General features: G+C 69.1%; 29 protein-coding genes and 1 tRNA gene. 23 read left to right on the top strand and 7 right to left on the bottom strand.

What is annotated here, in order from left to right:
* Positions 1-170 precede the first annotated feature (170 nt).
* Positions 171-1,400 carry a CynX/NimT family MFS transporter gene (locus ACQPWU_RS43820; RefSeq protein WP_433431559.1) on the top strand — a complete coding sequence of 410 codons (1,230 nt, stop codon included), beginning with the start codon at positions 171-173 and terminating at the stop codon, positions 1,398-1,400.
* Positions 1,397-2,230: a metal-dependent hydrolase gene (locus ACQPWU_RS43815; protein ID WP_433431558.1), complete on the top strand. Its 834-nt coding sequence runs from the start codon at positions 1,397-1,399 to the stop codon at positions 2,228-2,230. Before ACQPWU_RS43820 ends, ACQPWU_RS43815 begins: the two co-directional genes overlap by 4 nt.
* 17 nt (positions 2,231-2,247) lie before the next feature.
* Here ACQPWU_RS43815 and ACQPWU_RS43810 read toward each other — a convergent pair whose 3' ends face one another.
* The gene (locus ACQPWU_RS43810) at positions 2,248-2,985 is read right to left on the bottom strand and encodes a dienelactone hydrolase family protein (protein ID WP_433431557.1); all 738 of its coding nucleotides are present in this window, start codon (positions 2,983-2,985) and stop codon (positions 2,248-2,250) included.
* A gap of 50 nt (positions 2,986-3,035) precedes the next feature.
* Between ACQPWU_RS43810 and ACQPWU_RS43805 the strand changes: the two genes are divergently transcribed.
* The 3 genes from ACQPWU_RS43805 to ACQPWU_RS43795 are packed head-to-tail and all read left to right on the top strand — an operon-like array spanning position 3,036 to position 4,261.
* Positions 3,036-3,455 carry a MarR family winged helix-turn-helix transcriptional regulator gene (locus ACQPWU_RS43805; protein WP_433431556.1) on the top strand — a complete coding sequence of 140 codons (420 nt, stop codon included), beginning with the start codon at positions 3,036-3,038 and terminating at the stop codon, positions 3,453-3,455.
* Between the two features lie 55 nt (positions 3,456-3,510).
* Entirely contained in the window at positions 3,511-3,726 is a 216-nt protein-coding gene (locus ACQPWU_RS43800; protein ID WP_433431555.1) for an RNA polymerase subunit sigma-70, read from the top strand.
* 4 nt (positions 3,727-3,730) lie between these two features.
* Complete coding sequence (locus ACQPWU_RS43795) at positions 3,731-4,261, top strand: Clp protease N-terminal domain-containing protein (protein ID WP_433431554.1); 531 nt, start codon at positions 3,731-3,733, stop codon at positions 4,259-4,261.
* Positions 4,262-4,300: 39 nt separating this feature from the next.
* Here ACQPWU_RS43795 and sigJ read toward each other — a convergent pair whose 3' ends face one another.
* A complete protein-coding gene (sigJ, locus tag ACQPWU_RS43790; protein WP_433431553.1) occupies positions 4,301-5,191 on the bottom strand; it encodes an RNA polymerase sigma factor SigJ in 891 nt (296 codons plus the stop codon).
* Between the two features lie 75 nt (positions 5,192-5,266).
* Here sigJ and ACQPWU_RS43785 point away from each other — a divergent pair.
* Positions 5,267-5,339: transfer RNA gene (locus ACQPWU_RS43785), tRNA-Ala, on the top strand.
* A gap of 160 nt (positions 5,340-5,499) precedes the next feature.
* Positions 5,500-5,931 (top strand): GNAT family N-acetyltransferase, encoded by a 432-nt coding sequence (locus tag ACQPWU_RS43780; protein WP_433431552.1) that lies wholly within the window; start codon positions 5,500-5,502, stop codon positions 5,929-5,931.
* On the opposite strand, the gene ACQPWU_RS43775 is transcribed toward ACQPWU_RS43780, so the two are convergent.
* Together ACQPWU_RS43775 and ACQPWU_RS43770 are read right to left on the bottom strand one after the other, a co-directional pair.
* Positions 5,919-6,446: a nucleoside-triphosphatase gene (locus tag ACQPWU_RS43775; RefSeq protein ID WP_433431551.1), complete on the bottom strand. Its 528-nt coding sequence runs from the start codon at positions 6,444-6,446 to the stop codon at positions 5,919-5,921. The genes ACQPWU_RS43780 and ACQPWU_RS43775 overlap by 13 nt on opposite strands.
* Before the next feature lie 21 nt (positions 6,447-6,467).
* Positions 6,468-6,857 carry a VOC family protein gene (locus tag ACQPWU_RS43770; RefSeq protein ID WP_433431550.1) on the bottom strand — a complete coding sequence of 130 codons (390 nt, stop codon included), beginning with the start codon at positions 6,855-6,857 and terminating at the stop codon, positions 6,468-6,470.
* Between the two features lie 90 nt (positions 6,858-6,947).
* Between ACQPWU_RS43770 and ACQPWU_RS43765 the strand changes: the two genes are divergently transcribed.
* Entirely contained in the window at positions 6,948-7,892 is a 945-nt protein-coding gene (locus ACQPWU_RS43765) for a helix-turn-helix transcriptional regulator (protein ID WP_433431549.1), read from the top strand.
* A gap of 56 nt (positions 7,893-7,948) precedes the next feature.
* Here ACQPWU_RS43765 and ACQPWU_RS43760 read toward each other — a convergent pair whose 3' ends face one another.
* Positions 7,949-8,149 (bottom strand): DUF4236 domain-containing protein, encoded by a 201-nt coding sequence (locus ACQPWU_RS43760; RefSeq protein WP_433431548.1) that lies wholly within the window; start codon positions 8,147-8,149, stop codon positions 7,949-7,951.
* A gap of 173 nt (positions 8,150-8,322) precedes the next feature.
* Between ACQPWU_RS43760 and ACQPWU_RS43755 the strand changes: the two genes are divergently transcribed.
* The 12 genes from ACQPWU_RS43755 (at position 8,323) to araA (ending at position 23,110) form a co-directional block, all read left to right on the top strand.
* The gene (locus tag ACQPWU_RS43755) at positions 8,323-9,072 is read left to right on the top strand and encodes a metallophosphoesterase (protein WP_433431547.1); all 750 of its coding nucleotides are present in this window, start codon (positions 8,323-8,325) and stop codon (positions 9,070-9,072) included.
* A 318-nt stretch (positions 9,073-9,390) separates the two neighbouring features.
* The gene (locus tag ACQPWU_RS43750; RefSeq protein ID WP_433431546.1) at positions 9,391-10,356 is read left to right on the top strand and encodes an ABC transporter substrate-binding protein; all 966 of its coding nucleotides are present in this window, start codon (positions 9,391-9,393) and stop codon (positions 10,354-10,356) included.
* A 228-nt stretch (positions 10,357-10,584) separates the two neighbouring features.
* The gene (locus ACQPWU_RS43745) at positions 10,585-12,039 is read left to right on the top strand and encodes a sugar ABC transporter ATP-binding protein (RefSeq protein ID WP_433431545.1); all 1,455 of its coding nucleotides are present in this window, start codon (positions 10,585-10,587) and stop codon (positions 12,037-12,039) included.
* The gene (locus ACQPWU_RS43740; RefSeq protein WP_360691410.1) at positions 12,036-13,049 is read left to right on the top strand and encodes an ABC transporter permease; all 1,014 of its coding nucleotides are present in this window, start codon (positions 12,036-12,038) and stop codon (positions 13,047-13,049) included. The genes ACQPWU_RS43745 and ACQPWU_RS43740 overlap by 4 nt, the downstream gene beginning before the upstream one ends.
* The gene (yjfF, locus tag ACQPWU_RS43735) at positions 13,046-14,029 is read left to right on the top strand and encodes a galactofuranose ABC transporter, permease protein YjfF (protein WP_360691407.1); all 984 of its coding nucleotides are present in this window, start codon (positions 13,046-13,048) and stop codon (positions 14,027-14,029) included. The genes ACQPWU_RS43740 and yjfF overlap by 4 nt, the downstream gene beginning before the upstream one ends.
* A gap of 193 nt (positions 14,030-14,222) precedes the next feature.
* Positions 14,223-15,341 (top strand): multiple monosaccharide ABC transporter substrate-binding protein, encoded by a 1,119-nt coding sequence (gene chvE, locus ACQPWU_RS43730; RefSeq protein ID WP_433431544.1) that lies wholly within the window; start codon positions 14,223-14,225, stop codon positions 15,339-15,341.
* Between the two features lie 59 nt (positions 15,342-15,400).
* Positions 15,401-16,930 (top strand): multiple monosaccharide ABC transporter ATP-binding protein, encoded by a 1,530-nt coding sequence (gene mmsA / locus ACQPWU_RS43725; protein ID WP_433431543.1) that lies wholly within the window; start codon positions 15,401-15,403, stop codon positions 16,928-16,930.
* Entirely contained in the window at positions 16,930-18,189 is a 1,260-nt protein-coding gene (mmsB, locus tag ACQPWU_RS43720) for a multiple monosaccharide ABC transporter permease (protein ID WP_433431542.1), read from the top strand. The genes mmsA and mmsB overlap by 1 nt, the downstream gene beginning before the upstream one ends.
* Positions 18,190-18,223: 34 nt before the next feature.
* Complete coding sequence (locus ACQPWU_RS43715) at positions 18,224-19,276, top strand: LacI family DNA-binding transcriptional regulator (protein WP_433431541.1); 1,053 nt, start codon at positions 18,224-18,226, stop codon at positions 19,274-19,276.
* 62 nt (positions 19,277-19,338) lie between these two features.
* Positions 19,339-21,009: a ribulokinase gene (araB, locus tag ACQPWU_RS43710; protein ID WP_433431540.1), complete on the top strand. Its 1,671-nt coding sequence runs from the start codon at positions 19,339-19,341 to the stop codon at positions 21,007-21,009.
* Entirely contained in the window at positions 21,006-21,659 is a 654-nt protein-coding gene (locus tag ACQPWU_RS43705) for an L-ribulose-5-phosphate 4-epimerase (protein ID WP_360691392.1), read from the top strand. Before araB ends, ACQPWU_RS43705 begins: the two co-directional genes overlap by 4 nt.
* Positions 21,656-23,110, top strand: a complete 1,455-nt coding sequence (araA, locus tag ACQPWU_RS43700) for an L-arabinose isomerase (protein ID WP_433431539.1) — start codon at positions 21,656-21,658, stop codon at positions 23,108-23,110. The genes ACQPWU_RS43705 and araA overlap by 4 nt, the downstream gene beginning before the upstream one ends.
* Here araA and ACQPWU_RS43695 read toward each other — a convergent pair.
* Positions 23,107-23,442 (bottom strand): PLD nuclease N-terminal domain-containing protein, encoded by a 336-nt coding sequence (locus ACQPWU_RS43695; protein WP_433445432.1) that lies wholly within the window; start codon positions 23,440-23,442, stop codon positions 23,107-23,109. The genes araA and ACQPWU_RS43695 overlap by 4 nt on opposite strands.
* Before the next feature lie 82 nt (positions 23,443-23,524).
* Between ACQPWU_RS43695 and ACQPWU_RS43690 the strand changes: the two genes are divergently transcribed.
* The 3 genes from ACQPWU_RS43690 (at position 23,525) to ACQPWU_RS43680 (ending at position 26,035) form a co-directional block, all read left to right on the top strand.
* Complete coding sequence (locus ACQPWU_RS43690) at positions 23,525-24,739, top strand: FAD-binding protein (protein ID WP_433431538.1); 1,215 nt, start codon at positions 23,525-23,527, stop codon at positions 24,737-24,739.
* Positions 24,740-24,829: 90 nt separating this feature from the next.
* Positions 24,830-25,606 carry an LLM class flavin-dependent oxidoreductase gene (locus ACQPWU_RS43685; protein ID WP_433431537.1) on the top strand — a complete coding sequence of 259 codons (777 nt, stop codon included), beginning with the start codon at positions 24,830-24,832 and terminating at the stop codon, positions 25,604-25,606.
* Between the two features lie 36 nt (positions 25,607-25,642).
* A complete protein-coding gene (locus ACQPWU_RS43680; protein ID WP_433431536.1) occupies positions 25,643-26,035 on the top strand; it encodes a DUF3224 domain-containing protein in 393 nt (130 codons plus the stop codon).
* 21 nt (positions 26,036-26,056) lie between these two features.
* Here ACQPWU_RS43680 and ACQPWU_RS43675 read toward each other — a convergent pair whose 3' ends face one another.
* Positions 26,057-26,572 (bottom strand): MarR family winged helix-turn-helix transcriptional regulator, encoded by a 516-nt coding sequence (locus ACQPWU_RS43675; protein WP_433431535.1) that lies wholly within the window; start codon positions 26,570-26,572, stop codon positions 26,057-26,059.
* Positions 26,573-26,578: the final 6 nt, after the last annotated feature.

Genomic DNA, 26,578 nt, shown 5'->3' with positions numbered 1-26,578 from the left:
GCCGTGAGAAGGGGCACCTCCACCCCCGTTCGCCGGGGCCGGCGACGTCGCCTGAGTTCTCCAAGGACCTCAGTCCCAACAAGCGGGACGGACAGGAATAAAGGGTTGTTTCGGTCCTGTTAAGATGTCGATTCGTCCTATGAATTGATGAGTGGAGGATCGAGCCCCGCATGAGCGTGCTCGCCCAAGAAGCCCGCCGCCCAACCACCGGACCCCTCGCCTGGCTCCTCGTGCTGGGGATCGTCCTCGCAGCCCTCAACCTCCGCACCGCCGTCACCAGCGTCGGCCCCCTCCTCGACCAGCTGGCGGGCGCGCTCGGCATGTCGAGCGTCGGCACCGGGCTGCTCACCACGCTACCCGTGCTCGCCTTCGCCAGCGTCGGCGCGGTCACGCCCACGCTGGCCAGGCGCGTCGGCGAGCACCGGCTGCTCCTGCTCGCCCTCGTCACTCTGGGCGTCGGCATGCTGGTCAGGTCGCTGGTGGGGTCGGCCCCGGTGTTCCTGGTGAGCAGCGCCGTCGCGCTCTCCGGTGGCGCGGTCGGCAACGTGCTCATTCCCACGCTGATCAAGCGCCACTTCCCGGCCCGTACCGGGATCATGACCACCGTCTACACCACGGCCCTGGCGGCGGGCACCATGCTGGCCGCCGCCGCGACCGTGCCCATCGAGCGCGCGTCAGGGGACTGGCACATCGCGCTCGGCGTGTGGGCGGCGCTGGCCGCCGTCGCCGCCATTCCGTGGCTTGCGCTCCTGCGCAGTGAGCCGGAGCGGGACACGGGCGGCCGGGACGAGGGCATCCGCCGCCTCCTCGGCAGCAGGCTGGCGTGGATGGTCGCGATCTACTTCGGCACACAGGCGATGATCGCGTACGTCATGTTCGGCTGGCTCGCCACCATCCTCACCGACGGCGGTTTCAGCACCTCGGAGGCCGGTGTGATCCTCGGGGTGTTCACCGCGCTGAACATCCCTGTCTCGATCCTCGTCCCCATGGTCGCCTCCCGCTTCCGCGACCAGCGTCCGGCCGTGGTCGGGCTCGTGGCGTTCTACGCGGCCGGGTTCCTCGGGCTGTGGCTCGGGCCCGCCGACCTGGTGCTGGTCTGGGTGGTGCTCATAGCCGTGGGCATGGGGTCGTTCCCGCTGGCGCTGATGATGCTGGCCCTGCGCACCCGTACGCCCGAGGCCACGGCCGGGCTGTCGGCGTTCGGGCAGAGCGCGGGATATCTCATCGCCGGCGCCGGTCCTCTCCTCGTGGGCGTGCTGCACGACGTGACCGGTGGGTGGGCGCTGCCGTACACGCTGCTCTTCGTGGTGCTCATCGCGCAGCTCCTCACCGGCCTGTACGCGGGCCGCAACCGCTACCTGGAGGACGAGCGTGCGGTCCCTGCGAAAATGACGGGGTGAAGACAACCCTCGTCACCTTTCCCGACGGCCGGACCAGGGGCCGTTCCCAGATCGTCGGGGCCGTGCCGGTGGGGGACCGGCACGGTCTCGTCGTCGCCGAGACGCCGTTCCATCCCCTCAACCACGCCTGGCCCGACCAGCCCGCCGACCGGGGCACGATCGGGGGCCTGCCGGTTGTCGACTGTGTTACAGGGGCCCAGTCGAGCACCGGCGAGGTCCTCGTCGGCGGGGCCATCCCGGTGCGGCGCGGCACCGAGGGCTGGGGGTGGCTGGTCGTCCACGTCACCGAGGAGCCGCTGCCCGTGGGGGCGGAGGTGGAGCTCGAGGTGGACGCGGACTTCCGGGCGGCGGTCTCGGCCGGTCACACCGTCTGCCACCTGGCCGCCCTCGCCCTCAACTCGGCCCTGGCCGACCGCTGGCGCAAGGAGACGGCGCCGGACCCGCTCGGCCGCCCCGACTTCGACCACGCCGCGATCGTCTCGTCGCGGATCGTCCCGCACGGGAGCGTGGACGTCTATCGCCTGGGCAAGTCGTTGCGCAAAAAGGGGTTCTCGGCCGAGGGCGTGGACTTCGAGAAGGTCGCCCAGCAGGCGACCGACCAGCTTGCGGCGTGGGTGGCCGCCGAGGCGCCGGTCCGGTTGGACATCCCGGGGCCGGAGCTGACGGATCGCCGTACGTGGCACTGCTCGCTGCCGGACGGCGAGGCGTCCATGGCGTGCGGCGGCACCCACGTCACGAGCACGGCTGAGCTGGGCCGGGTCGAGATCGCGCTCTCGCTGGAAGAGGCGACCCTGACCATGCGGACCACCTGCGGCCTGCCGCCGGACTAGCGAGCGGCCTCCAGGCCTCAGCGGCTCGCCAGGAAGGCGAGCACCCGCTTCCACGCATCTTCGCAGGCGGCCGCGTGCTCGGCGTGCGTGGCGTCGAAGAACCCGTGCGGCGCCCCCGGATAGGTCACGATCTCGTGCTCCACCCCCGCCGCCGTGAGCGCCTCGCCGAACTCCGCCACCTGCTCGGCCGGGATGCCCGTGTCCGCCCCGCCGAACAGCCCGAGTATCGGCGCCCCGAGCTCCGCCGCGTGCTGCGTCGGCCCGGGACCGTACGGACCCGCGATCCCGGGCGCCCCGTAGAACCCGATCACCCCCGCGAACCCGAAGCTCGGCTCCGAGGCGAAGAACGCGTTGCGCCCGCCCATGCAGAAGCCCAGCGCCACGGCCGGCCGGCCCAGACGGTCCGTGGCGGCCCGGATGTCGGCCTGGATGGCCTCCCTGCTCAGCCTGCGGACGTGCTCCATGATCGGGAAGGACTCGCCCCGGTCGTCGTCGGTGGCGGTCCTGCCGTAGTAGTCGATGGCGATGGCCGGATAGCCCTGCTCCGCCAGCCGTACGGCCAGTTGCTTGTAGAACTCGTGCAGCCCGCGGACGTCGGGCAGGATCACCACGCCCGGGCCCCGAACGTCGTCGGGGAGGGCCTCGTACGCGGCGAAGGACGTGCCGTCGGACGAGGTCAGGCGGGTGGCGGCGGCTCGTGTGCCGGTGATGGGCGGCTGGAAGCGCGGCGGCGCGGCGTCGTTGTCGTAACACATAGTGCCGTGAAATTACCAAAGCCAAATTGATAAAGCTAGACTTGCTTTTTGTGCTGGCAAAGGAACTGAGGATCGCGGTCGGGCGCCTGGCCCGGCGGATCCGGCAGCTGTATACGTACTCCTCGGCCGACGATCTGTCGTTCACCGAGCTCGCCGTGCTCCAGCGGCTCGAACGCGACGGGCCGCACTCCTCGGCCCAGATCGCGAACCTCGAACGCGTCTCCGCCCAGGCCATCGGCACCGTGCTCACCGGCCTGCACCGGCGGGGCCTGGTCGAGCGCGAGCCCGATCCCGCGGACGGGCGGCGGGTGATCACCGGCATCACGGACACCGGGCAGGCCGCGCTGGCCGGACGCGAGCAGGTCATCACCGAACGCCTGGCCGCCGCCGTCGACTCGCTGACCCCCGAGGAGCGCGAGCGTCTGGCCGCGGCGCTGCCCATCCTCGTCGTACTCGCCGAGCGCGTCTGATCATGCCTGTCAGCATATGTTGACAAGCGAGTGCTTGTCAGCGCATGCTGACACTATGGAAGCCACCGAGCTGGCCGAGGCGGCCGCCGATAGCGATCCGGGAGTGGGGCTGGCGGCCGTGGCCGCGCTCAGGGCCCTGCTGGAGGAGCTGGAGGCGACGCACGTGTCGAACGCCCGCGCCCAGGGCTGGTCGTGGGAGCAGATCGCCGACGCGCTGGGGGTCCGGCGGCAGTCGGCTCATCGCAAGCATGCTCGCAGGACGGGGAGGTAGTCGCGTGTTCGACAGGTTCACCGAGGGCGCCCGCAGGGCCGTGGTCAAGGCGGGGATACTCGCGCTCGACGCGGGGCGCTCAGCGCTCGACGCCGATCTGATGCTGCTGGGGGTGGCCGAGGCGCGGCCGTTCTCGCTGTCGTCGTTCACCGCCTCCGCGGCCGACGTGCGGGCGCGGGTGGACGTGGGCGACCCCCGGTCGCTGCTGGCCACGTTCGGGATCGACCTCGACGCCGTGCACCGCCGCACCAGGACGGGCCTGGACGCGCCCGGGCTGTGGAGCCTGCGGCGGTCACGGGTGCGGCCGTTGCGCGTGACCCTGTACGGGCCGCTGGGCGAGATCCCGCTGGCCATGCACGCCAGGAAGGTGATCGAGGTGGCCAGGTGGCGCCCCGGGCCCGTCACGGGGGAGCGTCTGCTGTGGGGCCTGCTGGCCGACCACGCGAACGGCGCCGCCACGATCCTCAGGGACGCCGGGGTGAACCTCTCCGAGCTGGTACGCGAGGCCCGCATCCCCACCCGGCGAACCGCCTGACCCCCGCACCCTTACGGGGCCGGGACGTGCCCTCATGCCTCAGACGGGCTCCAGGTGGGCGATCTTCTCCGGGTTCGCCATGAGGTAAATGGTGTCGATCTTGCCGTCCGAGATCAGCAGCGACGCGACCGTGATCACCCGCCCACCCGCGGAGACGACCATCGCGGGGGCGTTGTTCATGGTGGCCACCCCGAAGGAGAGGTCGGAAATGCCCGCCATGCCGATCGAAGCCATGAAGCTCGCGATGCCGGCAGGGGTGGTGATCGACGCCAGCCAGCGGCTGACGTTGCCGACGCCGGTGATGACCCGCAGCGCGGCCCGGGCCTTGCCGCCCCCGTCGCTGACCATCGTGACCTCGCTCGCGAACAGCTCGATCAGCCCGTCGATGTCGCCGCTGACGGAGGCGTTGATGAACCGCTCGGTGATCCGCCTCCGCTCGTCCCTGTCCACGTCGAACCGCGGCCGCTTCTCCCGCACGTGGTCCCGCGCCCGGCGCGCGAGCTGCCTGGTGGCCGGCTCGGCCCGCCCGATGATCTCCGCGATCTCGGAGAACGGCAGGTCGAACGCCTCCCGCAACACGAACACGGCCCGCTCGAGCGGCGACAGCGTCTCCAGCACCAGCAGCAGCGCCAGCTCCACCGACTCGGCCAGCTCGGCGTGCTCGGCCACGTCGGGCGCGGTGCTGATCGGCTCGGGCAGCCACGGCCCCACGTACGACTCCCGCCGCGACTTCGCCCACCGCAGCCGGTCGATGGCCAGCCTTGACGTCACCCTGATCAGGTACGCCTTCGGATCGGCGACGGTCGCCTCGTCCACCCCCGACCAGCGGAACCACGCCTCCTGCACGACGTCCTCGGCGTCGGCGACGCTGCCCAGGATCCGGTACGCGACGCCGGTCAGCAGGCTTCGATGGTCTTCAAAGGTCGGCATAAATCCATAGACGTACCACAGGGTGCGCGGTGTGACACAGGGGCTCCGGAACTCCGATACACTTGTTGATCGCAAGGGGCTATGGCGCAGTTGGTAGCGCGCCTCCATGGCATGGAGGAGGTCTGGGGTTCGAATCCCCATAGCTCCACTCATACGAGAGCTCGGGGAAGCCCGGGCTCTCTTTTTTGTGTCGGCGTCGCACAGGGCTGTCTCGGCGTGATCGGGCGCCTCGAAGAGGGCGGAACCCCGCGGTTGACTATGCTCAGGCGCATCACCCTACGCCGGAGAATCGGGGAGCCTCGTAATTGGTGGTCATCTCTCAGGAGACGTCGTTCGACGAGGACGAGCTCTACCAGCTGTACGACTCGGTGGGCTGGACGCCCTTCACACAGGACATCGCCAAGGTGCGCCGGGGTCTGGCGAACTCGCATCTCGTCATCACCGCCAGGGACGAGGCGGGCCGGTTGCTCGGCCTGGCGCGCACGGTGTCCGATGACGAGATCATCTGCTACGTGCAGGAGGTGCTGGTCGACAAGGGGCACCACGGCCAGGGGATCGGACGGCGGCTGATGGAGCACCTGATCGGGCGGTACGCGCACTGCCGGTACTTCGTGCTGTCCACCGACCACGAGTCCACCCCGGAAGGGGCCGCCAACCACGCCTTCTACCGGCGACTGGGTCTGGTCGAGCATCACGAGCAGGGGCTGTCCGCCTTCGGGCTGAGGGTTCACAACCCCTGAGTCAGCAGGCGGCTCAGGGTTTCCGGGAGTGAGTCGCGGTTCTCCGGAGTCACCGTGATCAGCTCGGCCTCGATGTGGGACTTCAGCGCGGGCCGGCTGCGCTGGTGGACCGTGGCCACGAGTGCCATGTCCGCCTTGAAGAGCGCGGTGCAGCGCGGCAGGAACGCCGGCGACAGCAGCTCCATGGGCCCGATCTCGTCCACGAGCGCGACCGCGCCGCGCGTGGCCAGCGCACGGTCCAAGGCGGGCAGCGCGACACGCTCGAACTCGGGCACGTTCACGCCGTACCGCCCGATCCTGGGCCCCGACGCCTGCGAGACGTGCGCCATCACCGCCTTGTCCCCGCCGAACTCCTCCACCATGAACCCCACCCGCTGCCCGCGCTCACGCACCTCGTCGCTGAGGAACCCGCAGACCGGCACGCCCGCCGCCTCGAGCAACGAGGCCAGGCGGCGGATGACGGTGGTCTTGCCCGTGCGGGGAGGGGCGGTGAGCAGGATGTGCGGCCGGGACACAGGTCCAGGATCGCAAAAATGTCACCTGCCGAGCACGTCCAGGTAGTGCTGGTTGTACATGATGCCGAGAACGTTGCCGAACGGATCGGTCACGGACGCGGTGACGAACCCCTCGCCGTGCTTCCTGATCGGCTGGTACTCCTTGGCGCCCATGGCGAGCAGGCGCTCGAGGGCGGCCTCGAGGTCGTCCACGTGCCAGTGCATGATCTCGCCCCCGGGCCGCTCCGTGGCGCCCGCCGGGGCGTAGCGGCTGTCGATGATACCCAGCTCGTGCTGGTAGTCGCCGACGCGCCACTCGATGTAGCCGGGGACCTGGTAGTACGGCTCGGACCCGAGCAGCTCGGCGTACCAGGCCCTGGCCGCTTCGAGGTCGGCTGCGTAGAAGTTGAGGGTGGCGAAACCGCGGATCATCTGTCTGGTCCTTCTCTCTCGGTGATGTCCACGATTCTTCCCGCCAAAGTGCTCACCATATGAGCACTTTTCCGGAGAGAATTTCTGACCATGCGAGCTGATCGACTTGTCGCTGCCCTGCTGCTCATGCAGGCCCGCGGCCGGGTGACCGCGACCGAGCTGGCCGAGGAGCTGGAGGTGTCCGTGGCCACCGCGCGGCGCGACCTCGAAGCGCTGTCCGCGGCGGGCATCCCGGTCTATCCGCAGGCCGGGCGCGGGGGAGGGTGGTCGCTGCTGGGCGGCGCCAGGACCGACCTCACCGGGCTCACCGCGAACGAGGCTCAGGCGCTGTTCCTGCTGGCAGGGCCGGCCGCGTCCGCCGCGCCCGAGGTCAAGTCCGCGCTGCGCAAGCTGCTGCGGGCCCTGCCCCAGACGTTCAGGGCGGATGCCGAGGCCGCCGCCGACGCCGTGATGGTCGACCCCGCCTCCTGGGGCGAGCGCGATCGTGACCGTCCCGAGCTGGTGGAGGTGCTGCAGAGCGCCACCGTACGGCGCCGCAAGGTCAGGCTCGAGTACGAGGGCCGCTCCCGCGAACGCACCCATCGTCTGGTCGATCCCTGGGGCCTGGTGGACAAGGACGACGTCTGGTACCTGGTGGCCGGCACGGAGGCCGGGCAGCGCACGTTCCGGGTGGACCGGATCGCCGGGGCCGCGGTGACGGAGCTGACCTTCGAACGGCCGGAGGGGTTCGAGCTGCCGCGGGCGTGGGGGAAGGTCGTGGACGAGATGGAGCGGCGGCGCTCGTTGCTCTCCGCGACCGTGCTCATCGCCGAGAGGTTCCTGCCGGTGCTGCGCTCACACTTCGGGCGCCACTGCGAGGTCGTGGGGACCGAGGAGGACGGGAGAGTCAGGGCGCGGGTGGCGGCGCCGATGGCGCTGACGATCGCCGAGCAGCTGGCCGGATGGGGCTCGACGGTGGAGGTCGTGGAGCCGGATGAGGTGCGGGCCCAGCTGGCCAGGATCGGGTCCGAGCTCGTCGAGCGCTACCACGACTAGGGAAGGGGGCCGGAGGCTTTCGCCGTCCGGCCCGCGCCATGCCAGGAGTGACCGGCCTAATGCCTCGGGTAGTGCCGGCCGCCGAACGACTTGCCGACGTGAAAGCCGCCGGGCAGGCGTACGGAGACGTGACGGCGGCCGTCAGGAGTGGTGGTGACGTGGAAGCGCCGGTTGCCGAAGCTGTGACTGACGCCGCGTCGTGACAGGTTGATCCGGAACGGCCCGACTTTGATGGTCTTTCGGTAGTGCCAGCCCATGTCCTCCTTCTCTCACCTTGACAACGGCCGGCGCGGCCACCTGGTTCCGGCGAGCGCCTGCGCCAGGGCCTCGAGGGCACGTGGGCGGGTGCTATCGGTTCTTACCGATGGTGCGCAGGAAAGCCCTCGGCTTACGGTGGGTGAGCTGACCAAACAGGGAAGGACCACATCACATGATCGTGATCGCTCACCTGAGCGACATCCACATCGGCGCGACGCCCCAGAGCATCGGCCGTGCCACCGCCGTCATGCGCTACCTCGACGCACTCCCGTATGACCTCGACGCCGTGCTGGTCACCGGCGACATCGCCGACCACGGGCTCGCCGAGGAGTACGAGGGGGCGCGCAAGCTGCTCACCTCGCGCCATCCGGTCCTGGTCGGCCCGGGCAACCACGACGTACGGGAGCAGTTCCGCCGCGTCCTGCTCGGCGAGCAGCAGCCGGACGGCGGTCCCGTCAACCAGGTGCTCCACACCGCCGGGGCCGTCTACGCCATGTGCGACTCCTCCATCCCCGGCGAGAACGCGGGCCACCTGGACGACGAGACGATCGGCTGGCTGGAGGGGGTGCTCGACGGCACTGACCTGCCGGTGTTCGTGGCCTTCCACCACCCGCCCGTCATCCTGCACAGTCCGCCCATGGACTCGATCCGGCTGCACGCGCACGAGCCGCTGGCCGAGCTGCTCGGGCGGCACCCGAACGTGCCCGCGGTGCTCGTCGGCCACGCCCACACGCCGGCCGCCACCACCTTCGCCGGGCGTCCGCTGCTGGCCGCCCCGGGCGTCGTGTCCACGCTGAAGCTGCCGTGGGAGGGCGGCACGTCGTTCGAGAACTGGGTGGATTACGACCTCCCGCCGTCGGTCGCGTTCCACGTGCTCGACGACGAGGGCCGGGTGACCACCCACTACCGCGTCGTTCAGTGAGGTGAGGGCGGGCCTCCGGAGGAGGTCCGCCCTCACCATGTCGGGACGCATCCGTGTAACCCGACCGTAATCTCGGGAACCCTTGACGCGTTGGTTGTTAGCGTTCACAGTCAGGCAGAGCGACCCCGTACGCGGGGGCTCGAAGCGATCGGCAGGCGCGGCTACCGCCGCCACCTCGTCGTGCGCGTACTCCAGGAGTGTTCGGCTTCGACACCATGCGGCGCGGCCCGGACGGGGCCCAGGCCGTACAGGAAGGCAGGGGAGCGCTCGCGTACCACCTGGAATGTTAGCGCTCACACCAGGAAGGAACCCCCCAACGTGTTAAAGAGGATCTCGGCGCTGGTGCTCGCCGGGCTCACCGCGATGTCGGTGACCGCGTGCGGCGGCGGCAGCGGTGGTGGCGGCGGCTCGATCACCATGGGCTTCTCCCAGGTGGGCGCGGAGAGCGGGTGGCGGACCGCGAACACCAAGTCGGTGCAGGACTCCGCCAGGAACGCGGGCATCACGCTCAAGTTCTCCGACGCCCAGCAGAAGCAGGAGAACCAGATCAAGGCCATCCGCTCCTACATCCAGCAGAAGGTGGACATCATCGCCTTCTCGCCGGTGGTGGAGTCGGGCTGGGACACGGTGCTCAAAGAGGCCAAGGACGCGAAGATCCCGGTCATCCTGACCGACCGCGCCGTCGACTCCAAGGACACCTCCCTGTACAAGACCTTCCTCGGCTCCGACTTCGTGGAGGAGGGCAAGAAGGCCGGCCAGTGGCTGGTCAACGAGTACAAGGACAGCAAGGACCCGGTGAACATCGTCGAGTTGCAGGGCACGACGGGTTCGGCTCCGGCCAACGACCGCAAGGCCGGGTTCCAGCAGGTCATCGGGGCCGATCCGAAGTTCAAGATCATCGCCTCGCAGACCGGCGACTTCACCAGGGCCAAGGGCAAGGAGGTCATGGAGGCCTTCCTGAAGTCGAACCCGGACATCGACGTGCTCTACGCGCACAACGACGACATGGGTCTGGGTGCGATCGAGGCCATCGAGGGCGCCGGCAAGGTGCCCGGCAAGGACATCAAGATCATCACCGTGGACGCGGTCAAGGACGGCATGCAGGCGCTGTCCGACGGGAAGATCAACTTCATCGTGGAGTGCTCGCCGCTGCTCGGCCCGCAGCTCATGGACCTGGCCAAGAAGGTCATCAAGGGTGAGCAGGTGCCCGCCCGCGTGGTGACCCAGGAGACCACGTTCACGCAGGAGCAGGCCAAGCAGGTCCTGTCCTCCCGTCAGTACTGAGCCGCCGACCGGACGCCACCCTCCGTACTTCGGCTGGGCTCCCTTGGAAGTGGAGACGGCGGGGTTCCCCTGATCGGGGCGGGGTGATGCCCCCGCCAGCCGGAGTGCGGGGTGCGGAAGCGTAGTGACGAGGCGGGGCGGCGCAGCCCGACCAGCACAGAAAGGCGTGAAATGGCCATACCCGCGCCGGTCCTGACGATGAGCGGGATCGGTAAGCAATTTCCGGGCGTGAAAGCTCTGGACGGCGTGGACCTGCGATTGCTTCCCGGCGAGGTGCACGCGCTCATGGGAGAGAACGGCGCGGGCAAGTCCACCCTCATCAAGGTGCTCACCGGCGTCCACTCCGCCGACGCGGGCACGATCGAGCTGGGCGGCACCTCGGTGGCGTTCGGCAGTCCGCTGGAGGCGCAGCAGGCCGGCATCAGCACGGTCTACCAGGAGGTCAACCTCTGCACGAACCTCTCGGTGGCCGAGAACATCTTCATCGGCCGTGAGCCCCGCCGCAGGGGCCGCATCGACTGGAAGCGCATGCGGGCCAGGGCCGGCGAACTGCTGTCCCGGCTGGAGCTGAGCCTGGACGTGTCGGCGCCGCTGTCGACGTACTCGCTGGCCATCCAGCAGATGGTGGCCATCGCGCGGGCGATCGACATCGACGCGAGGGTGCTGATCCTTGACGAGCCCACGTCCAGCCTGGACGCCGACGAGGTCGAGCAGCTCTTCAGGGTGATGAGGAGGCTGAAGGAGGAGGGCATCGCCATCCTCTTCGTGTCCCACTTTCTCGACCAGATCTACGAAATATCGGACCGCATGACGATCCTCAGGAACGGAAGGCTCGTCGGCGAGTACCTGACCAAGCAGCTCCCGCAGGTCGAGCTGGTCGCCAAGATGATCGGCCAGGAGCTGGCCGCGCTGGAGCGGCTGCACGGCGAGGCCAAGGTCTTCGACCGGCCGCTGGTCGAGGCGCGCGAGCTGGGCAGGCCGGGGGCCATCGAGCCGTTCACGCTCACGATCCACGAGGGCGAGGTCGTGGGCCTGGCAGGGCTGCTCGGCTCGGGCCGTACGGAGATCGCGAGGCTGCTGTTCGGCGCGGACCACGCGGGCACGGGCGAGATCGCGGTCGGCGGGTCGCCGGCGTCGTTACGCACGCCGCGCGCGGCCATGAGCCACAAGATCGCGTTCTGCTCGGAGAACCGCAAGACCGACGGGCTCATCCCCGACCTCACCGTGCGCGAGAACATCATCCTCGCCCTCCAGGCCATCAGGGGATGGACCAGGCCGGTGCCGCGCGATCAGCAGGACGAGCTGGTCGGCAGGTACATCAAGGCACTGAAGATCAGCCCGCCCAACCCCGAGCACCTCGTACGGAACCTCAGCGGCGGCAACCAGCAGAAGGTCGTGCTGGCCAGGTGGCTCATCCTCGAGCCGCGCCTGCTCATCCTGGACGAGCCCACCAGGGGCATCGACGTCGGTGCGAAGACCGAGATCCAGCGCCTGGTCGCGGAGCTGTCCGACGGCGGCATGGCGGTCCTGTTCATCTCGGCCGAGCTGGAGGAGGTCCTGCGGCTCAGCCACAAGGTCGAGGTCCTGCGCGACCGGCGGCTGGTGGCCGAGCTGCCCAACGACGACGAGCTGACGACGGACGTGCTCATGGAAACGATCGCGAGCGGAGGCCGGGCCTCATGAGACGGCTGCTCTGGCCCGTGGTGGTCCTCGTACTGCTGCTGGCGCTTAATGTGATCTTCACGCCGAGCTTCTTCTCCATCCAGGTCAGAGAGGGCCACCTGTACGGGAGCCTGATCGACATCCTGCGCTTCGGCGCCCCGCTGATCCTGGTGTCGCTGGGCATGACGCTGGTCATCGCCACCGGCGGGATCGACCTGTCGGTGGGCTCGGTGGTGGCGATCTCGGGGGCGCTGGCCTGCCTGCAGATCAGCGAGGACGCGAGCGTGTTCACCGCCGTGGCGGCGGCACTCGGGCTGTGCCTGGTGCTCGGGGCCTGGAACGGGTTCCTGGTCGCCGGCGTCGGCATCCAGCCGATCATCGCCACGCTCATCCTCATGGTGGGCGGGCGCGGCCTGGCCCAGCTCATCACCGACGGGCAGATCATCACCGTCAACAGCCCGGCGTACAAGGTGATCGGCGGCGGCTACTGGCTGACCGTGCCGTTCGGCATCCTCATCGTGATCGCCGTGCTGGCGATCACCGTGTTCCTCACCCGGCGGCTGGCGCTGGGCATGCTGATCGAATCGGTCGGCGGCAACGCCGAGGCCAGCAGGCTGGCGGGCATCAGCTCGCGCGGGATCATCATCATGGTGTACGCCTTCGCCGCCCTGTGCGCGGGCGTGGCCGGGCTGATGATCAGCTCGAACGTCTCCAGCGCCGACGGCAACAACGCCGGCCTGTGGATCGAGCTGGACGCCATCCTCGCCGTCGTGATCGGCGGCACGTCGTTGTCCGGCGGCCGGTTCTCGCTCGGCGGGACCGTGCTGGGCGCTTTGATCATCCAGACGCTGACCACCACGATCTACTCGATCGGTGTCCCGCCGGAGACCACGCTGCTGTTCAAGGCACTGGTCGTGACGGCGGTCTGCCTCATCCAGTCCCCGTCCTTCCGCGAGAAGGCATTCCGCAGGCGTGGCCGCGCGGCGCCCTCCAGCCCGGCGGCCGAGGAGAAAGTGCGGGTGACCCTTTGACCACGCTGACGGTCGGCCGGGCGAGCGTGCCCGCCAAGTATCTGCCGGTCCTGGTGACCGGCTGCCTGTTCCTGGCCATGTTCGTGGTCGGAGGGATCCGTTACGAGGGGTTCGCCAGCGGGCAGGTGATACTCAACGTCTTCATCGACAACGCCTTCCTGCTGGTGGTGGCGGTCGGGATGACATTCGTGATCCTGACCGGGGGCATCGACCTGTCGGTGGGCTCGGTGGTGGCGCTGTCCACGATGATCTCCGCCAGCCTCATGAAAGGGCCGGGGTGGCCGCCGTACCTGGTGATCCCGCTGGTGCTGGTCATCGGGGCGGGGCTGGGGCTGGTGATGGGCTACATCGTGCACGCCTTCGACATCCAGCCGTTCATCGTGACGCTGGCGGGCATGTTCCTGGCCCGGGGACTGTGTTACACGATCGGTACGGACTCGATCCCGATCGAGGACCCCACGTTCACGGCGTTCGCGCAGGCGAGGATCGACCTGTTCGCCGACATGTGGATCTCACCGAGCGTGATCGTCGCCGTGGTCGTGGTGCTGGTGGCGGCGTACGTGCTGCACTACACCCGGCTCGGCCGCGCGGTTTACGCCACCGGCGGAAGCGAGCAGTCGGCGCTGCTGATGGGGCTGCCCGTGGGACGAACGAAGATCGCGGTCTACACGATCAGCGGGTTCTGCTCGGCCCTCGGCGGCGTGCTGCTGTCGTTCTACATGCTCTCCGGCTACGGGCTGCACGCCGTGGGCATGGAGCTGGACGCCATCGCGGCAGTGGTCATCGGCGGTACGCTGCTCACCGGCGGTAGCGGTTTCCTGCTCGGCACCGTGCTCGGGGTGCTCGTGCTGGGCCTGATCCAGACGATCATCAGTTTCGAAGGCACCCTGTCGTCCTGGTGGACCAAGATCTTCATCGGAATGTTGCTCTTTGTCTTCATCTTGCTGCAGCGCCTGTTCTCAGCACGTTCCCGTCGCTGACCTGCGTGAGAGTTACCGGAAAGTTTCCGGTAGGTTATGCCCGGCCGTTGACACGAGCGTTGTTAGCGATAACAATCGGCGGATAGCGAATGAGAAGTTTGTTCTGATTCATCACGCTCTGTGATCGAATCTCTCGCTCTACCGGCAGCCGCCGCGTCCAGCGCTGCCGCGACCCCCATCGCAAGGAGATGACATGAGGTTGGGACGAATCGGGGGCGTGGTGTCCGTCATCGCGCTCGCCGCGACGATGACGGCCTGCGGCTCGAGCACGAAGACCGTCGACTCGCAGGCCTCCGCCTCGGCCGCCGCCGGTAACGGCGGCGCCCTGATCGGCGTCACGATGCCGACGAAGTCGTCGGAACGCTGGATCCACGATGGCGACAACGTCAAGCAGCAGCTGGAGAAGCTGGGCTACAAGGTCGACCTCCAGTACGCGGAGAACGACATCCCGACGCAGGCCAACCAGATCGAGAACCAGATCACCAAGGGCGCCAAGCTCCTCATCATCGCCTCGATCGACGGCACCGCCATCACCTCCCAGCTCCAGCAGGCTGCCGACAACAAGATCCCGGTCATCGCCTATGACCGGTTGATCCGCAACAGCCCGAACGTCGACTACTACGCCACGTTCGACAACTTCAAGGTCGGCGTGCAGCAGGCGACCTCGTTGCTCAAGGGCCTCGGCGTCGAGGACGGCAAGAAGGGCCCGTTCAACATCGAGCTGTTCGGCGGCTCGCCCGACGACAACAACGCCACGTTCTTCTTCAACGGCGCCATGTCGGTGCTCAAGCCGAAGATCGACGACGGCACCCTGAAGGTCGCGAGCGGCCAGACCGACTTCAAGCAGGCCGCCATCCTGCGGTGGGACCCCGCCACGGCGCAGAAGCGCATGGAGGACATCCTCACCAAGACCTACACCAGCGGCAAGAAGGTGGACGGCGTGCTGTCGCCGTACGACGGTCTGTCGATCGGCATCCTGTCGGCGCTCAAGAGCTCCGGCTACGGCACCAGCGGCCAGCCGTACCCGATCGTGACCGGCCAGGACGCCGAGCTCGCCTCGGTCAAGTCGATCATCGCCGGTGAGCAGTACTCCACCATCTTCAAGGACACCCGCAAGCTCGCCGAGCAGACCGTGAAGATGGCCGACTCCGTCCTCAAGGGTCAGAAGCCCGAGGTGAACAACGAGAAGGACTACGACAACGGCAACAAGGTCGTCCCGTCGTACCTGCTCGACCCGGTGATCGTGGACAAGAGCAACTACAAGGAAATCATCGTCGGCAGCAACTACTACACCGAGGACCAGCTCAAGTAAGGGCCGAGCCCCGGGGGCCCAACGGCCCTCGGGGCTTTCCTCCCTGAGCGAGGGGCATAATGACCGAGCACATCTTGCGGATGAGCGGGATCACCAAGACGTTCCCCGGTGTCAAGGCGCTGCAGAACGTCAACCTGTCGGTCCGGCGGGGCGAGATCCACGCCATCTGCGGCGAGAACGGCGCCGGCAAGTCGACGCTGATGAAGGTGCTCTCCGGGGTGTACCCGCACGGCGAGTACGAGGGCGAGATCACCTTCGAGGGCAAGACAGTCGAGTTCGGCGGCATCCGCGACAGCGAGCACGCCGGCATCGTCATCATCCACCAGGAGCTGGCGCTCAGCCCGCAGCTGTCGATCGCCGAGAACATCTTCCTCGGCAACGAGCGCGCCAAGCGCGGCTTCATCGACTGGAACCGCACCAACTACGAGGCCGGCGAGCTGATGAAGCGGGTCGGCCTGCGCGAGAACCCGACGACACCGATCGCCGACATCGGCGTGGGCAAGCAGCAGCTCGTCGAGATCGCCAAGGCGCTCTCGAAAGAGGTGAAGCTGCTCATCCTCGACGAGCCGACCGCCGCGCTCAACGACGATGACTCGGCACACCTGCTCGACCTGCTGCGGGGTCTGCGGGACGAGGGCATCACCTGCGTGATCATCTCCCACAAGCTGAACGAGGTCATCGCCATCGCCGACTCCGTCACGATCATCCGTGACGGGCAGACGATCGAGACGCTGGACATGGCCTCCGACCACGTCACCGAGGACCGCATCATCTCCGGCATGGTCGGCCGCGCACTCGACAACCGCTTCCCGCCGCACGAGCCGACGATCGGCGACGAGGCGCTGCGCATCGAGGACTGGACGGTCTACAGCCCGAGCCAGCCCGGCAGGAAGGTGGTCGACGGCGCGGCGCTCACGCTGCGCCGGGGCGAGATCGTCGGCCTCGCGGGGCTGATGGGCGCCGGGCGCACCGAGCTGGCGATGAGCGTGTTCGGGCGCGCGTACGGCGTGCACATCTCCGGCAAGATCTTCAAGGACGGCAAGCCGGTCGAGATCCGCAATGTGCAGGACGCGATCAAGCACGGCATCGCCTACGCCACCGAGGACCGCAAGAGGTACGGCCTCAACCTCATCGAGGACATCAAGCGCAACATCTCGGCGGCCGGGCTCACCGGGCTGTCCAAGCGCGGCTGGGTCAACGAGAACGAGGAGTACAAGGTCGCCGAGCAGTTCCACAAGAGCATGAACATCAAGGCGCCCAGCGTCAACAGCGTCGTGGGCAAGCTGAGCGGCGGCAACCAGCAGAAGGTCGTGCTCTCCAAGTGGATCCTGACCGAACCTGACGTGCTCATCCTCGACGAGCCCACCAGAGGCATCGACGTCGGCGCGAAGTACGAGATCTACACGATCATCAACCGCCTGGCCGACCAGGGCAAGGCCGTGCTCGTGATCTCCTCTGAGCTGCCCGAGCTGCTGGGCCTGTGCGACCGCATCTACACCCTCTCCGAGGGCCGCATCACCGGCGAGGTGCCGCGCCAGGAGGCCACCCAGGAACACCTCATGTACCTGATGACCAAGGGACAGAAATAATGAGTAGCATCACGCCCACCGACGTGGAGGTCGGCGCCACGGGCGACGGAGGAGCTCCACGGCAGCCGGGCAGGGTGTCGCTCGGCGGAGTGTCGCTCAACCTGCGATCCAGCGGCATCTACATCGCCTTCGCGCTGATCGTCGTACTGTTCTCGGTGCTGACCGACGGCGCGATGCTGCAGCCACAGAACATCTCCAACATCATCGTCCAGAACTCCTACGTCCTGATCCTCGCGATCGGGATGATCCTGATCATCATCGCCGGGCACATCGACCTTTCGGTCGGTTCGGTGGTGGCGGTCACCGGGGCGCTGGCCGCCGTGCTCATGGTCAACATGCACTGGCCGTGGCCGCTGGCGCTGCTGGTCACGCTGGTGGCCGGGGGGCTCATCGGGGCCTGGCAGGGGTACTGGGTCGCCTACTTCGGCATCCCGGCGTTCATCGTGACGCTGGCGGGCATGCTGCTGTTCAGGGCGCTGACCCTGACCGTGCTGGGCAACCAGGGCATCGGCCCGTTCCCCGACCAGGTCCGCACGCTGGCCAACGGCTTCACCAACGGCTACTTCGGCAACATCGGGCTCGGCCCGCTCGGCGGCGCCGACCTGTTCAGCCTGCTGGTCGGCATCGTCGCCATCGCCGGCATGGTGGCCAGCCAGTGGCGCACCCGCAACGCCCGCCGCGGCTACGGCCAGGCGGTGGAGCCGATGGCGCTGTTCGTGCTGAAGCTGGCGGCCGGGGCCGCGCTGATCCTCTTCCTCATCGTGCAGCTCGCCCGCTTCAAGAACCTCCCGTGGGTGCTGGTGCTGCTGGCGGTGCTCGTGCTCGGGTACTCCCTGATGGCCAACCGCACAGTCTTCGGCCGGCAGATCTACGCCATCGGCGGCAACCTCCAGGCGGCGGTCATGTCCGGCGTGAAGGTCAAGTCGGTGGTCTTCTGGATCTTCGTCAACATGGGCGTGCTGTCGGCCATCGCCGGCATCATCTTCGCCGGCCGGCTCAACCAGGCGGGTCCCACCGCGGGCAACAGCTTCGAGCTGGATGCCATCGCGGCGGCCTTCATCGGCGGCGCGGCCGTGCAGGGCGGCGTCGGCAAGGTGGTCGGCGCGATCACCGGCGGCCTGATCATGGCGGTCATCAACAACGGCATGTCCCTGATCGGCTCCCCGAGCGAGCGGGTCATGCTCGTCAAGGGCGCCGTCCTCCTGGCGGCCGTCGCGTTCGATGTCTGGACCAAGCGGCGGGCGGGCGCCTCGCGCTGATTAAGATCTTCGGAGCCCAGTGAAAGGAGAGACCGTGACGACCCCCAAGCGCCGCCTGCCGGTCATGGCCGACGTGGCCAAGGAGGCGGGCGTGTCGCACCAGACGGTCTCCCGGGTGCTCAACGACCACCCGAACGTCCGGCCCGACACCCGGGCGCGGGTGGAGGAGGCGATCACCCGGCTGGGCTACCGGCGCAACCTGGTCGCCCGCGCCCTGGTCACCAAGCGGTCGCGGACGCTCGGCGTGGTGAGCTTCGACACCACCCTGTACGGCCCGGCCAGCACGATCTACGGCATCGAGCAGGCGGCCAGGACCGCTGGCTACTTCGTCAGCATCGTCAGCCTGAAGTCGATCGACGCCGCGAGCGTGCGCGACGCCATCGACTACCTCGCCGAGCAGGGTGTGGACGGGGTCGTGGTGGTCGCGCCGCAGCGCTCGGCCGGGCGGGCTCTGGAGAAGCTGCCGCCGGGCATGCCGGCGGTGGCGGTCGAGGGCACGCACAGCGCCGACGTGTCGGTGGTCTGCATAGACCAGGTCCAGGGCGCCAGGCTCGCCACCCGCCACCTGCTGGAGCTGGGCCACGAGACCGTCTGGCACGTCAGCGGACCGCCCGACTGGCTGGAGACCGAGGGCAGGATGGAGGGCTGGCGCACCGTCCTGAAGGAGGCGGGCCGGCCGGTTCCCGAGCCGCTGGCCGGCGACTGGAGTCCCCGCGCCGGCTACGAGGCGGGCAAGAGCCTGGCCGCGATGGACGGCGTCACGGCCGTGTTCGCGGGCAACGACCAGATGGCGCTCGGCGTGCTGCGGGCGCTCAGCGAGGCGGGTGTGCGGGTCCCCGACCAGATCAGCGTGGTGGGCTTCGACGACATCCCCGAGTCGGAGTTCTTCTCGCCGCCGCTCACCACGGTCAGGCAGGACTTCGACGTGGTGGGCAGGCACTGCATCGAGGTGCTGCTGCGGCAGATCGACGTCGGGCCGACGGCGTACGAGCGCCTGGTCGTACCGCCCAGCTTCGTCGTACGGTCGAGCACCGCGCCTAGTCGGCCAATGAGAAATCTGCCAAGTGGACTGCCGCCACGGCCTTGACCGGCCCCAACAGTGGGCGGCAGGCCAACGAGCAGGCTTCTTGTTGGTAGATGATGATGGGCATGCCCACGGAAGAACCCCTGGAGTGGAATGTGAACGCTAACAGATACGTGGTCGGAGTGGACTTCGGCACGCTCTCAGGGCGTGCCGTCGTCGTACGCGTCAGCGATGGCGCCGAGCTGGGCAGCGCCGTCTACGAGTACGCCCACCGCGTGATCGAGCACAGCCTGCCGGGCTCCGGCAAGAGGCTGGGACCGGACTGGGCGCTGCAGTCGCCGCAGGACTGGATCGACGTGCTGAAGATCGCCGTGCCCCAGGCGATCGCCGCCGCGGGTGTCGCACCCGAGGAGGTCATCGGCGTCGGCACCGACTTCACCGCCTGCACCGTGCTGCCCACCACGGCCGACGGCACGCCGCTGTGCTTCGAGACGCCCGATGAGCCGCACGCCTGGCCGAAGCTGTGGAAGCACCACGCCGCGCAGCCGCACGCCGACCGGATCAACGAGCTGGCCGCGCGCCGGGGGGAGAGCTGGCTGCCGCGCTACGGCGGCAAGATCTCCTCGGAGTGGGAGTTCGCCAAGGGCCTGCAGGTCCTGGAGGAGGCCCCCGAGGTGTACGCCAGGGCCGAGCGCTGGATCGAGGCCGCCGACTGGATCATCTGGCAGCTCACCGGCGTCGAGAGCCGCAACACCTGCACTGTCGGCTACAAGGGGATCTTCCAGGACGGCGGCTACCCGTCCGAGGAGTACCTCGCCGAGCTCAACCCCGGCTTCGCCGGCTTCGTGAGCAAGCTCGCCACCGGGCAGGTCGGCGAGAAGGTCGACGGCACGACGCTGGCCCCGCTCGGCGGCCTCGCCGGAGGCCTGACCGCGCAGGCGTCCGAGTGGACGGGCATCCCCGAGGGCGTCGCCGTGGCCGTCGGCAACGTCGACGCGCACGTCACCGCGGCCGCCGCCGACGCCGTCAGGCCCGGCCAGATGGTGGCCATCATGGGCACCTCCACCTGCCACATCATGCCCAGCGACCGGCTCGCCGAGGTGCCCGGCATGTGCGGCGTCGTACGCGACGGCATCGTGCCCGGCCTGTGGGGCTACGAGGCCGGCCAGTCGGCGGTGGGCGACATCTTCGCCTGGTTCGTGGACAACTTCGGGGGTGACCTGGACCACGACCGCCTGACCGCGCTGGCCGAGAAGCAGGCCGTCGGCGAGCACGGCCTGGTCGCGCTCGACTGGTTCGGCGGCAACCGCTCGGTGCTCGTGGACCACAACCTCTCCGGCGTGATCATCGGTCAGACCCTGGCCACCAAGCCCGAGGACGTCTACCGGGCGCTCATCGAGTCCACCGCGTTCGGCGCCCGCATGATCGTGGAGACGTTCGAGAAGTCGGGCGTGCCGGTCGAGGAGTTCGTGGTCGCGGGCGGCCTGCTCAAGAACCGCTTCCTCATGCAGGTCTACGCCGACGTGCTGCGCCGCCCGCTTTCGGTCATCGGCTCCGACCAGGGACCCGCGCTCGGCTCGGCCATCCACGCGGCCGTCGCCGCCGGCGCCTACCCGGGCATCGAGGAGGCCGCCGAGGCCATGGGCAAGCGCACCGAGGCCGCGTACGTGCCCGACGAGGCCAGGGCCGACGCCTACGACCGGCTCTACGCCGAGTACCGCAGGCTCCACGACTTCTTCGGGGACGGGAAGATGCTGCACACCCTCCGCGCGATCAGGAACGAGGCCCAGGCATGACCATCAGGAAGATCGTCGCCGATCTGCACGCCGAGCTCGTGCGCTACAACCTGGTGGTCTGGACTGCCGGCAACGTCTCGGGCCGGATCCCGGGCGAGGACCTGTTCGTCATCAAGCCGTCCGGGGTCTCCTACGACGAGCTGACGCCGGAGAACATGGTGGTGTGCGACCTCGACGGCAACCTCGTCGAAGGCGAGCACTCGCCGTCCAGCGACACCGCCGCGCACGCGTACGTCTACCGCAACATGCCCGACGTCGGCGGCGTCGTGCACACCCACTCCACCTACGCCTCGGCCTGGGCCGCCCGCGGCGAGGCCATCCCCTGCGTGCTGACCGCGATGGCCGACGAGTTCGGCGGCGAGATCCCGGTCGGCCCGTTCGCGCTGATCGGTGACGACTCGATCGGCCAGGGCATCGTCGAGACACTCAAGGGCCACCGCTCCAAGGCCGTCCTCATGCAGAACCACGGCGTGTTCAGCATCGGCAAGGACGCGAAGGCCGCGGTGAAGGCCGCCGTGATGTGCGAGGACGTGGCCCGTACCGTCCACGTGGCCAGGCAGCTCGGCGAGCCGCTGTCCATCCCGCAGGACGACATCGACCGCCTGTACGACCGCTATCAGAACGTCTACGGACAGAGGAGCCCGCGTTGAAGATCTGGTTTCTGACCGGCAGCCAGGGGCTGTACGGCGAGGACACGTTGCGCCAGGTGGCCGAGCAGTCCCAGCGGATCGCCGAGCAGTTGCCGGTGCCCGTGGACTGGAAGCCCGTCCTCACCGACGCCGCGGCGATCAGGCGGGTGATGCTGGAGGCCAACGCCGATGACGAGTGCGCCGGCGTGATCGCGTGGATGCACACGTTCTCCCCGGCCAAGATGTGGATCGCGGGTCTCGACGCGCTGCGCAAGCCGCTGCTGCACCTGCACACGCAGGCCAACGTGGAGCTCCCGTGGAGCACCATCGACATGGACTTCATGAACCTCAACCAGGCCGCGCACGGCGACCGCGAGTTCGGGTTCGTGCAGACCCGCCTGGGCGTGCCGCGCAAGACCGTGGCCGGGCACGTCACCGACCCGTCCGTGGGCGAGCGCATCCAGACCTGGGTACGCGCGGCCAAGGGCCTGGCCGAGGTCCGCACGCTGAAGCTGGCCCGCTTCGGCGACAACATGCGGGACGTGGCGGTCACCGAGGGCGACAAGGTCGAGGCCCAGCTCCGCTTCGGCGTCTCGGTGAACACCTACGGCGTGAACGACCTGGTCGAGGTCGTGGACGCGGTCTCCGACGCGGACGTGACGGCGCTGGTCAAGGAGTACGCGGAGCAGTACACCGTGGCGCCCGAGCTGCTCGGCGAGCGCAACGAGTCGCTGCGTTACGCGGCCAGGATCGAGCTGGGCCTGCGCGGCTTCCTCGAGGCGGGCGGCTTCAAGGCGTTCACCACGAACTTCGAGGACCTCGGCGGCCTGCGCCAGCTCCCCGGCCTGGCCGTGCAGCGGCTCATGGCCGACGGGTACGGCTTCGGCGGCGAGGGCGACTGGAAGACCTCGGTGCTGCTGCGCACGCTCAAGTCGATGGCGCCGGGCGGCACCTCGTTCATGGAGGACTACACCTACAACCTGACGCCCGGCCAGGAGCTCATCCTCGGCGCGCACATGCTGGAGGTCTGCCCCTCGATCGCCTCCGGCACGCCGTCGTGCGAGATCCACCCGCTGGGCATCGGCGGCAGGGAGGACCCGGTCAGGCTCGTGTTCGACGCCGAACCGGGGCCCGGCATCGTGGTAAGCCTGGCCGACATGGGCGACAGGTTCCGGCTGGTGGCCAACGAGATCGACATCGTGACGCCGCCCCAGCCGCTGCCCAAGCTGCCGGTGGCCCGCGCGGTCTGGAGCCCGCGCCCGAACCTGCGCACGTCCACGGAGTCGTGGCTCACGGCGGGCGCGCCGCACCACACGGTGCTCTCCACGGCCGTCGGCCGCGAGGAGCTGACCGACCTGTCCGACATGCTCGGCGTGGAGCTGGTGACCATCGACGCCGACACGACGACCGAGCGCTTCACCAAGGAGCTGCGCTGGAACCAGGCGTACTACCGCCTGGCCCAGGGCTTCTAGCTCTCCGGAGGCTTCTTGGGGGCGTTCCTGCGCTGCTCCTCGGCGCGCTCGCGGCAGCGGCGCAGGAACTCCTCGTCGTCATCGGGGTTGGTGGCGGCGAAGCGGCCGGGACGGTCGTACTCGGGGAACGCGTTCGGTCGCGTGACCGCCTGCGACCGCTCCGGGCGGCCGGCCACCAGCCAGGCAATGGAGCCGATCAGCGGGAAGAGGAGCACGACGACCACCCAGGCGATCTTCGGCAGGTTCCGGCAGAGCACGTCGGGCGTGGTGATCGCCTCGAAGAGGCAGTAGAGCCAGAGCACGAGCGTGACAAGGCCGATGGCCTCGGACATGTAGAGCACGGCGCACCTCCGTCAGCGGCACTCGAAACTAGCGGCACCCGGCGGGAGCTGACAAGGTGAGTTATGGGAGGGTATGGGCGTGACGCTGACCAATTGGGCGGGAAACACAGCATTTCGGGCGCGAGACGTTCACCATCCGACCTCGCTCGGCGAGCTTCGGCAGCTCGTCGCGGCCGGTTCTCACGTGCGGGCGCTGGGGAGCGGCCACTCGTTCAACGACGTCGCGGACACCACCGGCGACCTCGTCGTGCTCGACCGGATGCCGGACGCGGTGGAGATCGACAGCGCCGCGGCCAAGGTGCGGGTGCCGGCGCGCATGACGTACGCGCGGCTCGCGCCGCTGGTGCACCAGGCCGGGTTCGCGCTGGCGAACATGGCCTCGCTGCCCCACATCTCCGTGGCGGGCTCGGTCGCGACGGGCACGCACGGCTCCGGCGACACCGTGCCCAGCCTGGCCGCCGCCGTGTCGGCGCTCGACCTCGTCACCGCCGACGGCTCCTTGCTGACGCTCTCCCGCGGCGACGCCGACTTCCCCGGCGCGGTGGTGGCGCTCGGCGCGCTCGGCATCGTCACGTCGCTGACCCTCGACCTGGTGCCCGCCTTCGAGGTGCGCCAGTACGTACGCGAGGGCCTGACCGTGGACGCGCTCGCCGACTTCGACGAGATCATGGCCGGCGGCTACAGCGTCAGCCTCTTCACCGACTGGCGCGACACCCGCGTCTGGCTGAAGCGCACGGAGGAGCTGACCAGCCCCGACTGGTACGGCACCACCCCGGCCGACGGCCCCCGCCACCCGCTGCCCGGCATGCCGGCCGAGAGCTGCACGGCCCAGCTCGGCGAGCCGGGCCCGTGGTACGAGCGGTTGCCGCACTTCCGGCACGACCACGAGCCGAGCGGCGCGGGCGACGAACTGCAGTCGGAGCTCATCCTGCCCAGGGAGCACGCGGTCAAGGCGCTGCGCGAGCTGTACGCGATCGGCGACCGGATCCGGCCCGTCCTGCACATCTCGGAAGTGCGCTCGATCGCGGCCGACGACCTGTGGCTCAGCCCGTTCCACGGCCGCGACAGCGTGGGCATCCACTTCACCTGGGTGAGGGACGTCGCGGGGGTGCTTCCGGTGCTGGAGCTGGTGGAGGAGACGCTGGCGCCGTTCGAGCCCAGGCCGCACTGGGGCAAGCTGTTCACCCGGTGGCCCGCCTGCCCCGACCGTTTCCGCTCCCTCGTACGGCGGCTCGACCCCCAGGGCAAGTTCGCCAACGACTTCACGCGGATACTGCTGGGGGAGTAGCCTCCCGCGCGGGTTTGCGCCCCCGGATGTAGCGCACCACCGGCCCGGCGGACGATGTGGCCGGCCTGCGCTTCGGCGATCGTTGATGGCATGACCGATCACCTGTTCAGGTTCGGCGCGGTCGCCGGACACGCCACCGACGCCGACGCGTGGACCGGCCTGGCCCGCCGGGCGGAGAGCCTCGGCTACTCGACGCTGCTGGTGCCCGACACGCTCGGCACGCTGTCGCCCTTCACCGCCGCAGCCGTCGCCGCTACGGCCACGACGACCCTGCGCGTCGGCACGTTCGTGCTGAGCGCCCCCAACCGGACGCCCGAGGCCGTGGCCTGGGAGACCTCCACGCTGCACACGCTCACCGGGGGCCGCTTCGAACTGGGCCTGGGCGCCGGCCGCCCGGACGCGGAGCGGGACGCCGCGACGCTCGGCGTCAGGTTCGGCACGCCGAGCCAGCGCATCGAGCGGCTCTCCCGGACCATCGACGCCGTCAAGGACGTGCGCGTGCTCGTCGCCGCGTCCGGGACCAAGCTGCTCAGGCTGGCCGCCCAGAAGGCCGACACGGTGGCGCTCGGCGTGCCGCCCCACTACACGGAGGAGCAGGTGGGGGCGAAGCTGGACGAGCTGTACGAGCTGGCCGGCGACCGCTTCCACAACCTGGAGCTCAGCATGAACCTCGCCGCCGCCGGCGCGGAGCCGCCCTCCTGGCTGCCCGTCCCCGCGGATGGCACCGGGGTTCTGACGGGCACGGTGGACGAGATGGTGGACACGCTCCGCAGGCGCCGGGACAAGCTCGGCGTCTCGTACGTGTCGGTGAACGCCCAATACCTGGACGAGTTCGCCCCAGTGGTCGAGCGGCTCACCGGTACCTGACCGGACCTGACAGGTACGCCCGGCACGATGGAGCACATGTTCGCCAAGGGAACTTTCGACACCGCCGGCTGGGACGCCAAGCCGCCCTTCGAAGAGCGTGACGGCGTCTCGTTCGGGCTCGTGACCATGTCCAAGACCTTCCACGGGGACCTCACCGGCACCAGCGTCGTCTACCTGCTCGTCGCCTCGACGGAGGTCGAGGACTCGCGCGCGTACGTGGCGATGGAGCGCATCGAAGGCACGCTGGGCGGCCGCTCGGGGGCCTTCGTCGTGCAGCACAACGCGGTCAGCGACCGCGGGAGGCAGTCGCTGACCGTCTCGGTCGTCCCCGACTCGGGCACCGGGGACTTGCGGGGGCTCAGAGGTGAGATGGCCATCGTCATCACCCCGGACGGCGGCCACTCCTACACCTTCGACTTCACCCTCTGAGCCGCCCGCCGGCAGGAGGCCCTATGCCGCTGAGTCTCCCTTCGGCGCACGATGCCTGCGCCGCGCCGGATCCGGGTCCAGGTCGTGCTCCTCGTCCTCGAGCCGGCCGAGGACGGTCTCGGCGATCGAGCCCAGTGCCTCGAGCTGACTCGGGGTCAGGACGTCGATGACGTAGCGCCGTACGGCCCGCTCGTGGTGGATCTTGGCCTCCGTGGCGAGCCGGCGGCCCGCCTCGGTGGCCTGGATGACCGACCCCCGGTTGTCCTCCTCGCACTCGGCACGCGTGACCAGCCCGCGTTGCTCCATGCGCCGCAACTGGTGGGACAGGCGGCTCTTCTCCCATGCCAGCCCACAGCGCAGCGCCAGCGCCCGCATCGACTCGCCGGGAGACTCGGTGAGGAGGGAGAGGACCTCGTAGTCGGCCTCCGACAGCCCGGTGGTGCCGGCGAGCTCCCGGTTGATCCGCCCGGTGAGCTGCACGCGCATGCGCTGGTAGCTGGCCCAGTGGGCCGCCTGACGGGTGGAGAGCGAGGACATGACGAC

The sequence above is a fragment of the Nonomuraea sp. CA-141351 genome (assembly GCF_050944675.1).
GTDB lineage: Bacteria > Actinomycetota > Actinomycetes > Streptosporangiales > Streptosporangiaceae > Nonomuraea.
This window is presented reverse-complemented; position numbering and strand designations above follow the sequence as displayed.

What these genes read in the sequence shown, in the direction of transcription:
- ACQPWU_RS43800 (WP_433431555.1), top strand. Translation starts at nt 3,511, where the DNA reads ATGGAAGCCACCGAGCTGGCCGAGGCGGCCGCCGATAGCGATCCGGGA.
- ACQPWU_RS43765 (WP_433431549.1), top strand. Translation starts at nt 6,948, where the DNA reads ATGCGAGCTGATCGACTTGTCGCTGCCCTGCTGCTCATGCAGGCCCGC.
- ACQPWU_RS43675 (WP_433431535.1), bottom strand. Translation starts at nt 26,572, where the DNA reads ATGTCCTCGCTCTCCACCCGTCAGGCGGCCCACTGGGCCAGCTACCAG.
- ACQPWU_RS43810 (WP_433431557.1), bottom strand. Translation starts at nt 2,985, where the DNA reads ATGTGTTACGACAACGACGCCGCGCCGCCGCGCTTCCAGCCGCCCATC.
- ACQPWU_RS43820 (WP_433431559.1), top strand. Translation starts at nt 171, where the DNA reads ATGAGCGTGCTCGCCCAAGAAGCCCGCCGCCCAACCACCGGACCCCTC.
- araB (WP_433431540.1), top strand. Translation starts at nt 19,339, where the DNA reads ATGCCCACGGAAGAACCCCTGGAGTGGAATGTGAACGCTAACAGATAC.
- ACQPWU_RS43770 (WP_433431550.1), bottom strand. Translation starts at nt 6,857, where the DNA reads ATGATCCGCGGTTTCGCCACCCTCAACTTCTACGCAGCCGACCTCGAA.
- mmsB (WP_433431542.1), top strand. Translation starts at nt 16,930, where the DNA reads ATGAGTAGCATCACGCCCACCGACGTGGAGGTCGGCGCCACGGGCGAC.
- chvE (WP_433431544.1), top strand. Translation starts at nt 14,223, where the DNA reads ATGAGGTTGGGACGAATCGGGGGCGTGGTGTCCGTCATCGCGCTCGCC.
- ACQPWU_RS43760 (WP_433431548.1), bottom strand. Translation starts at nt 8,149, where the DNA reads ATGGGCTGGCACTACCGAAAGACCATCAAAGTCGGGCCGTTCCGGATC.
- ACQPWU_RS43740 (WP_360691410.1), top strand. Translation starts at nt 12,036, where the DNA reads ATGAGACGGCTGCTCTGGCCCGTGGTGGTCCTCGTACTGCTGCTGGCG.
- ACQPWU_RS43695 (WP_433445432.1), bottom strand. Translation starts at nt 23,442, where the DNA reads ATGTCCGAGGCCATCGGCCTTGTCACGCTCGTGCTCTGGCTCTACTGC.
- ACQPWU_RS43705 (WP_360691392.1), top strand. Translation starts at nt 21,006, where the DNA reads ATGACCATCAGGAAGATCGTCGCCGATCTGCACGCCGAGCTCGTGCGC.
- sigJ (WP_433431553.1), bottom strand. Translation starts at nt 5,191, where the DNA reads ATGCCGACCTTTGAAGACCATCGAAGCCTGCTGACCGGCGTCGCGTAC.
- ACQPWU_RS43685 (WP_433431537.1), top strand. Translation starts at nt 24,830, where the DNA reads ATGACCGATCACCTGTTCAGGTTCGGCGCGGTCGCCGGACACGCCACC.
- ACQPWU_RS43680 (WP_433431536.1), top strand. Translation starts at nt 25,643, where the DNA reads ATGTTCGCCAAGGGAACTTTCGACACCGCCGGCTGGGACGCCAAGCCG.
- ACQPWU_RS43755 (WP_433431547.1), top strand. Translation starts at nt 8,323, where the DNA reads ATGATCGTGATCGCTCACCTGAGCGACATCCACATCGGCGCGACGCCC.
- mmsA (WP_433431543.1), top strand. Translation starts at nt 15,401, where the DNA reads ATGACCGAGCACATCTTGCGGATGAGCGGGATCACCAAGACGTTCCCC.
- ACQPWU_RS43690 (WP_433431538.1), top strand. Translation starts at nt 23,525, where the DNA reads ATGGGCGTGACGCTGACCAATTGGGCGGGAAACACAGCATTTCGGGCG.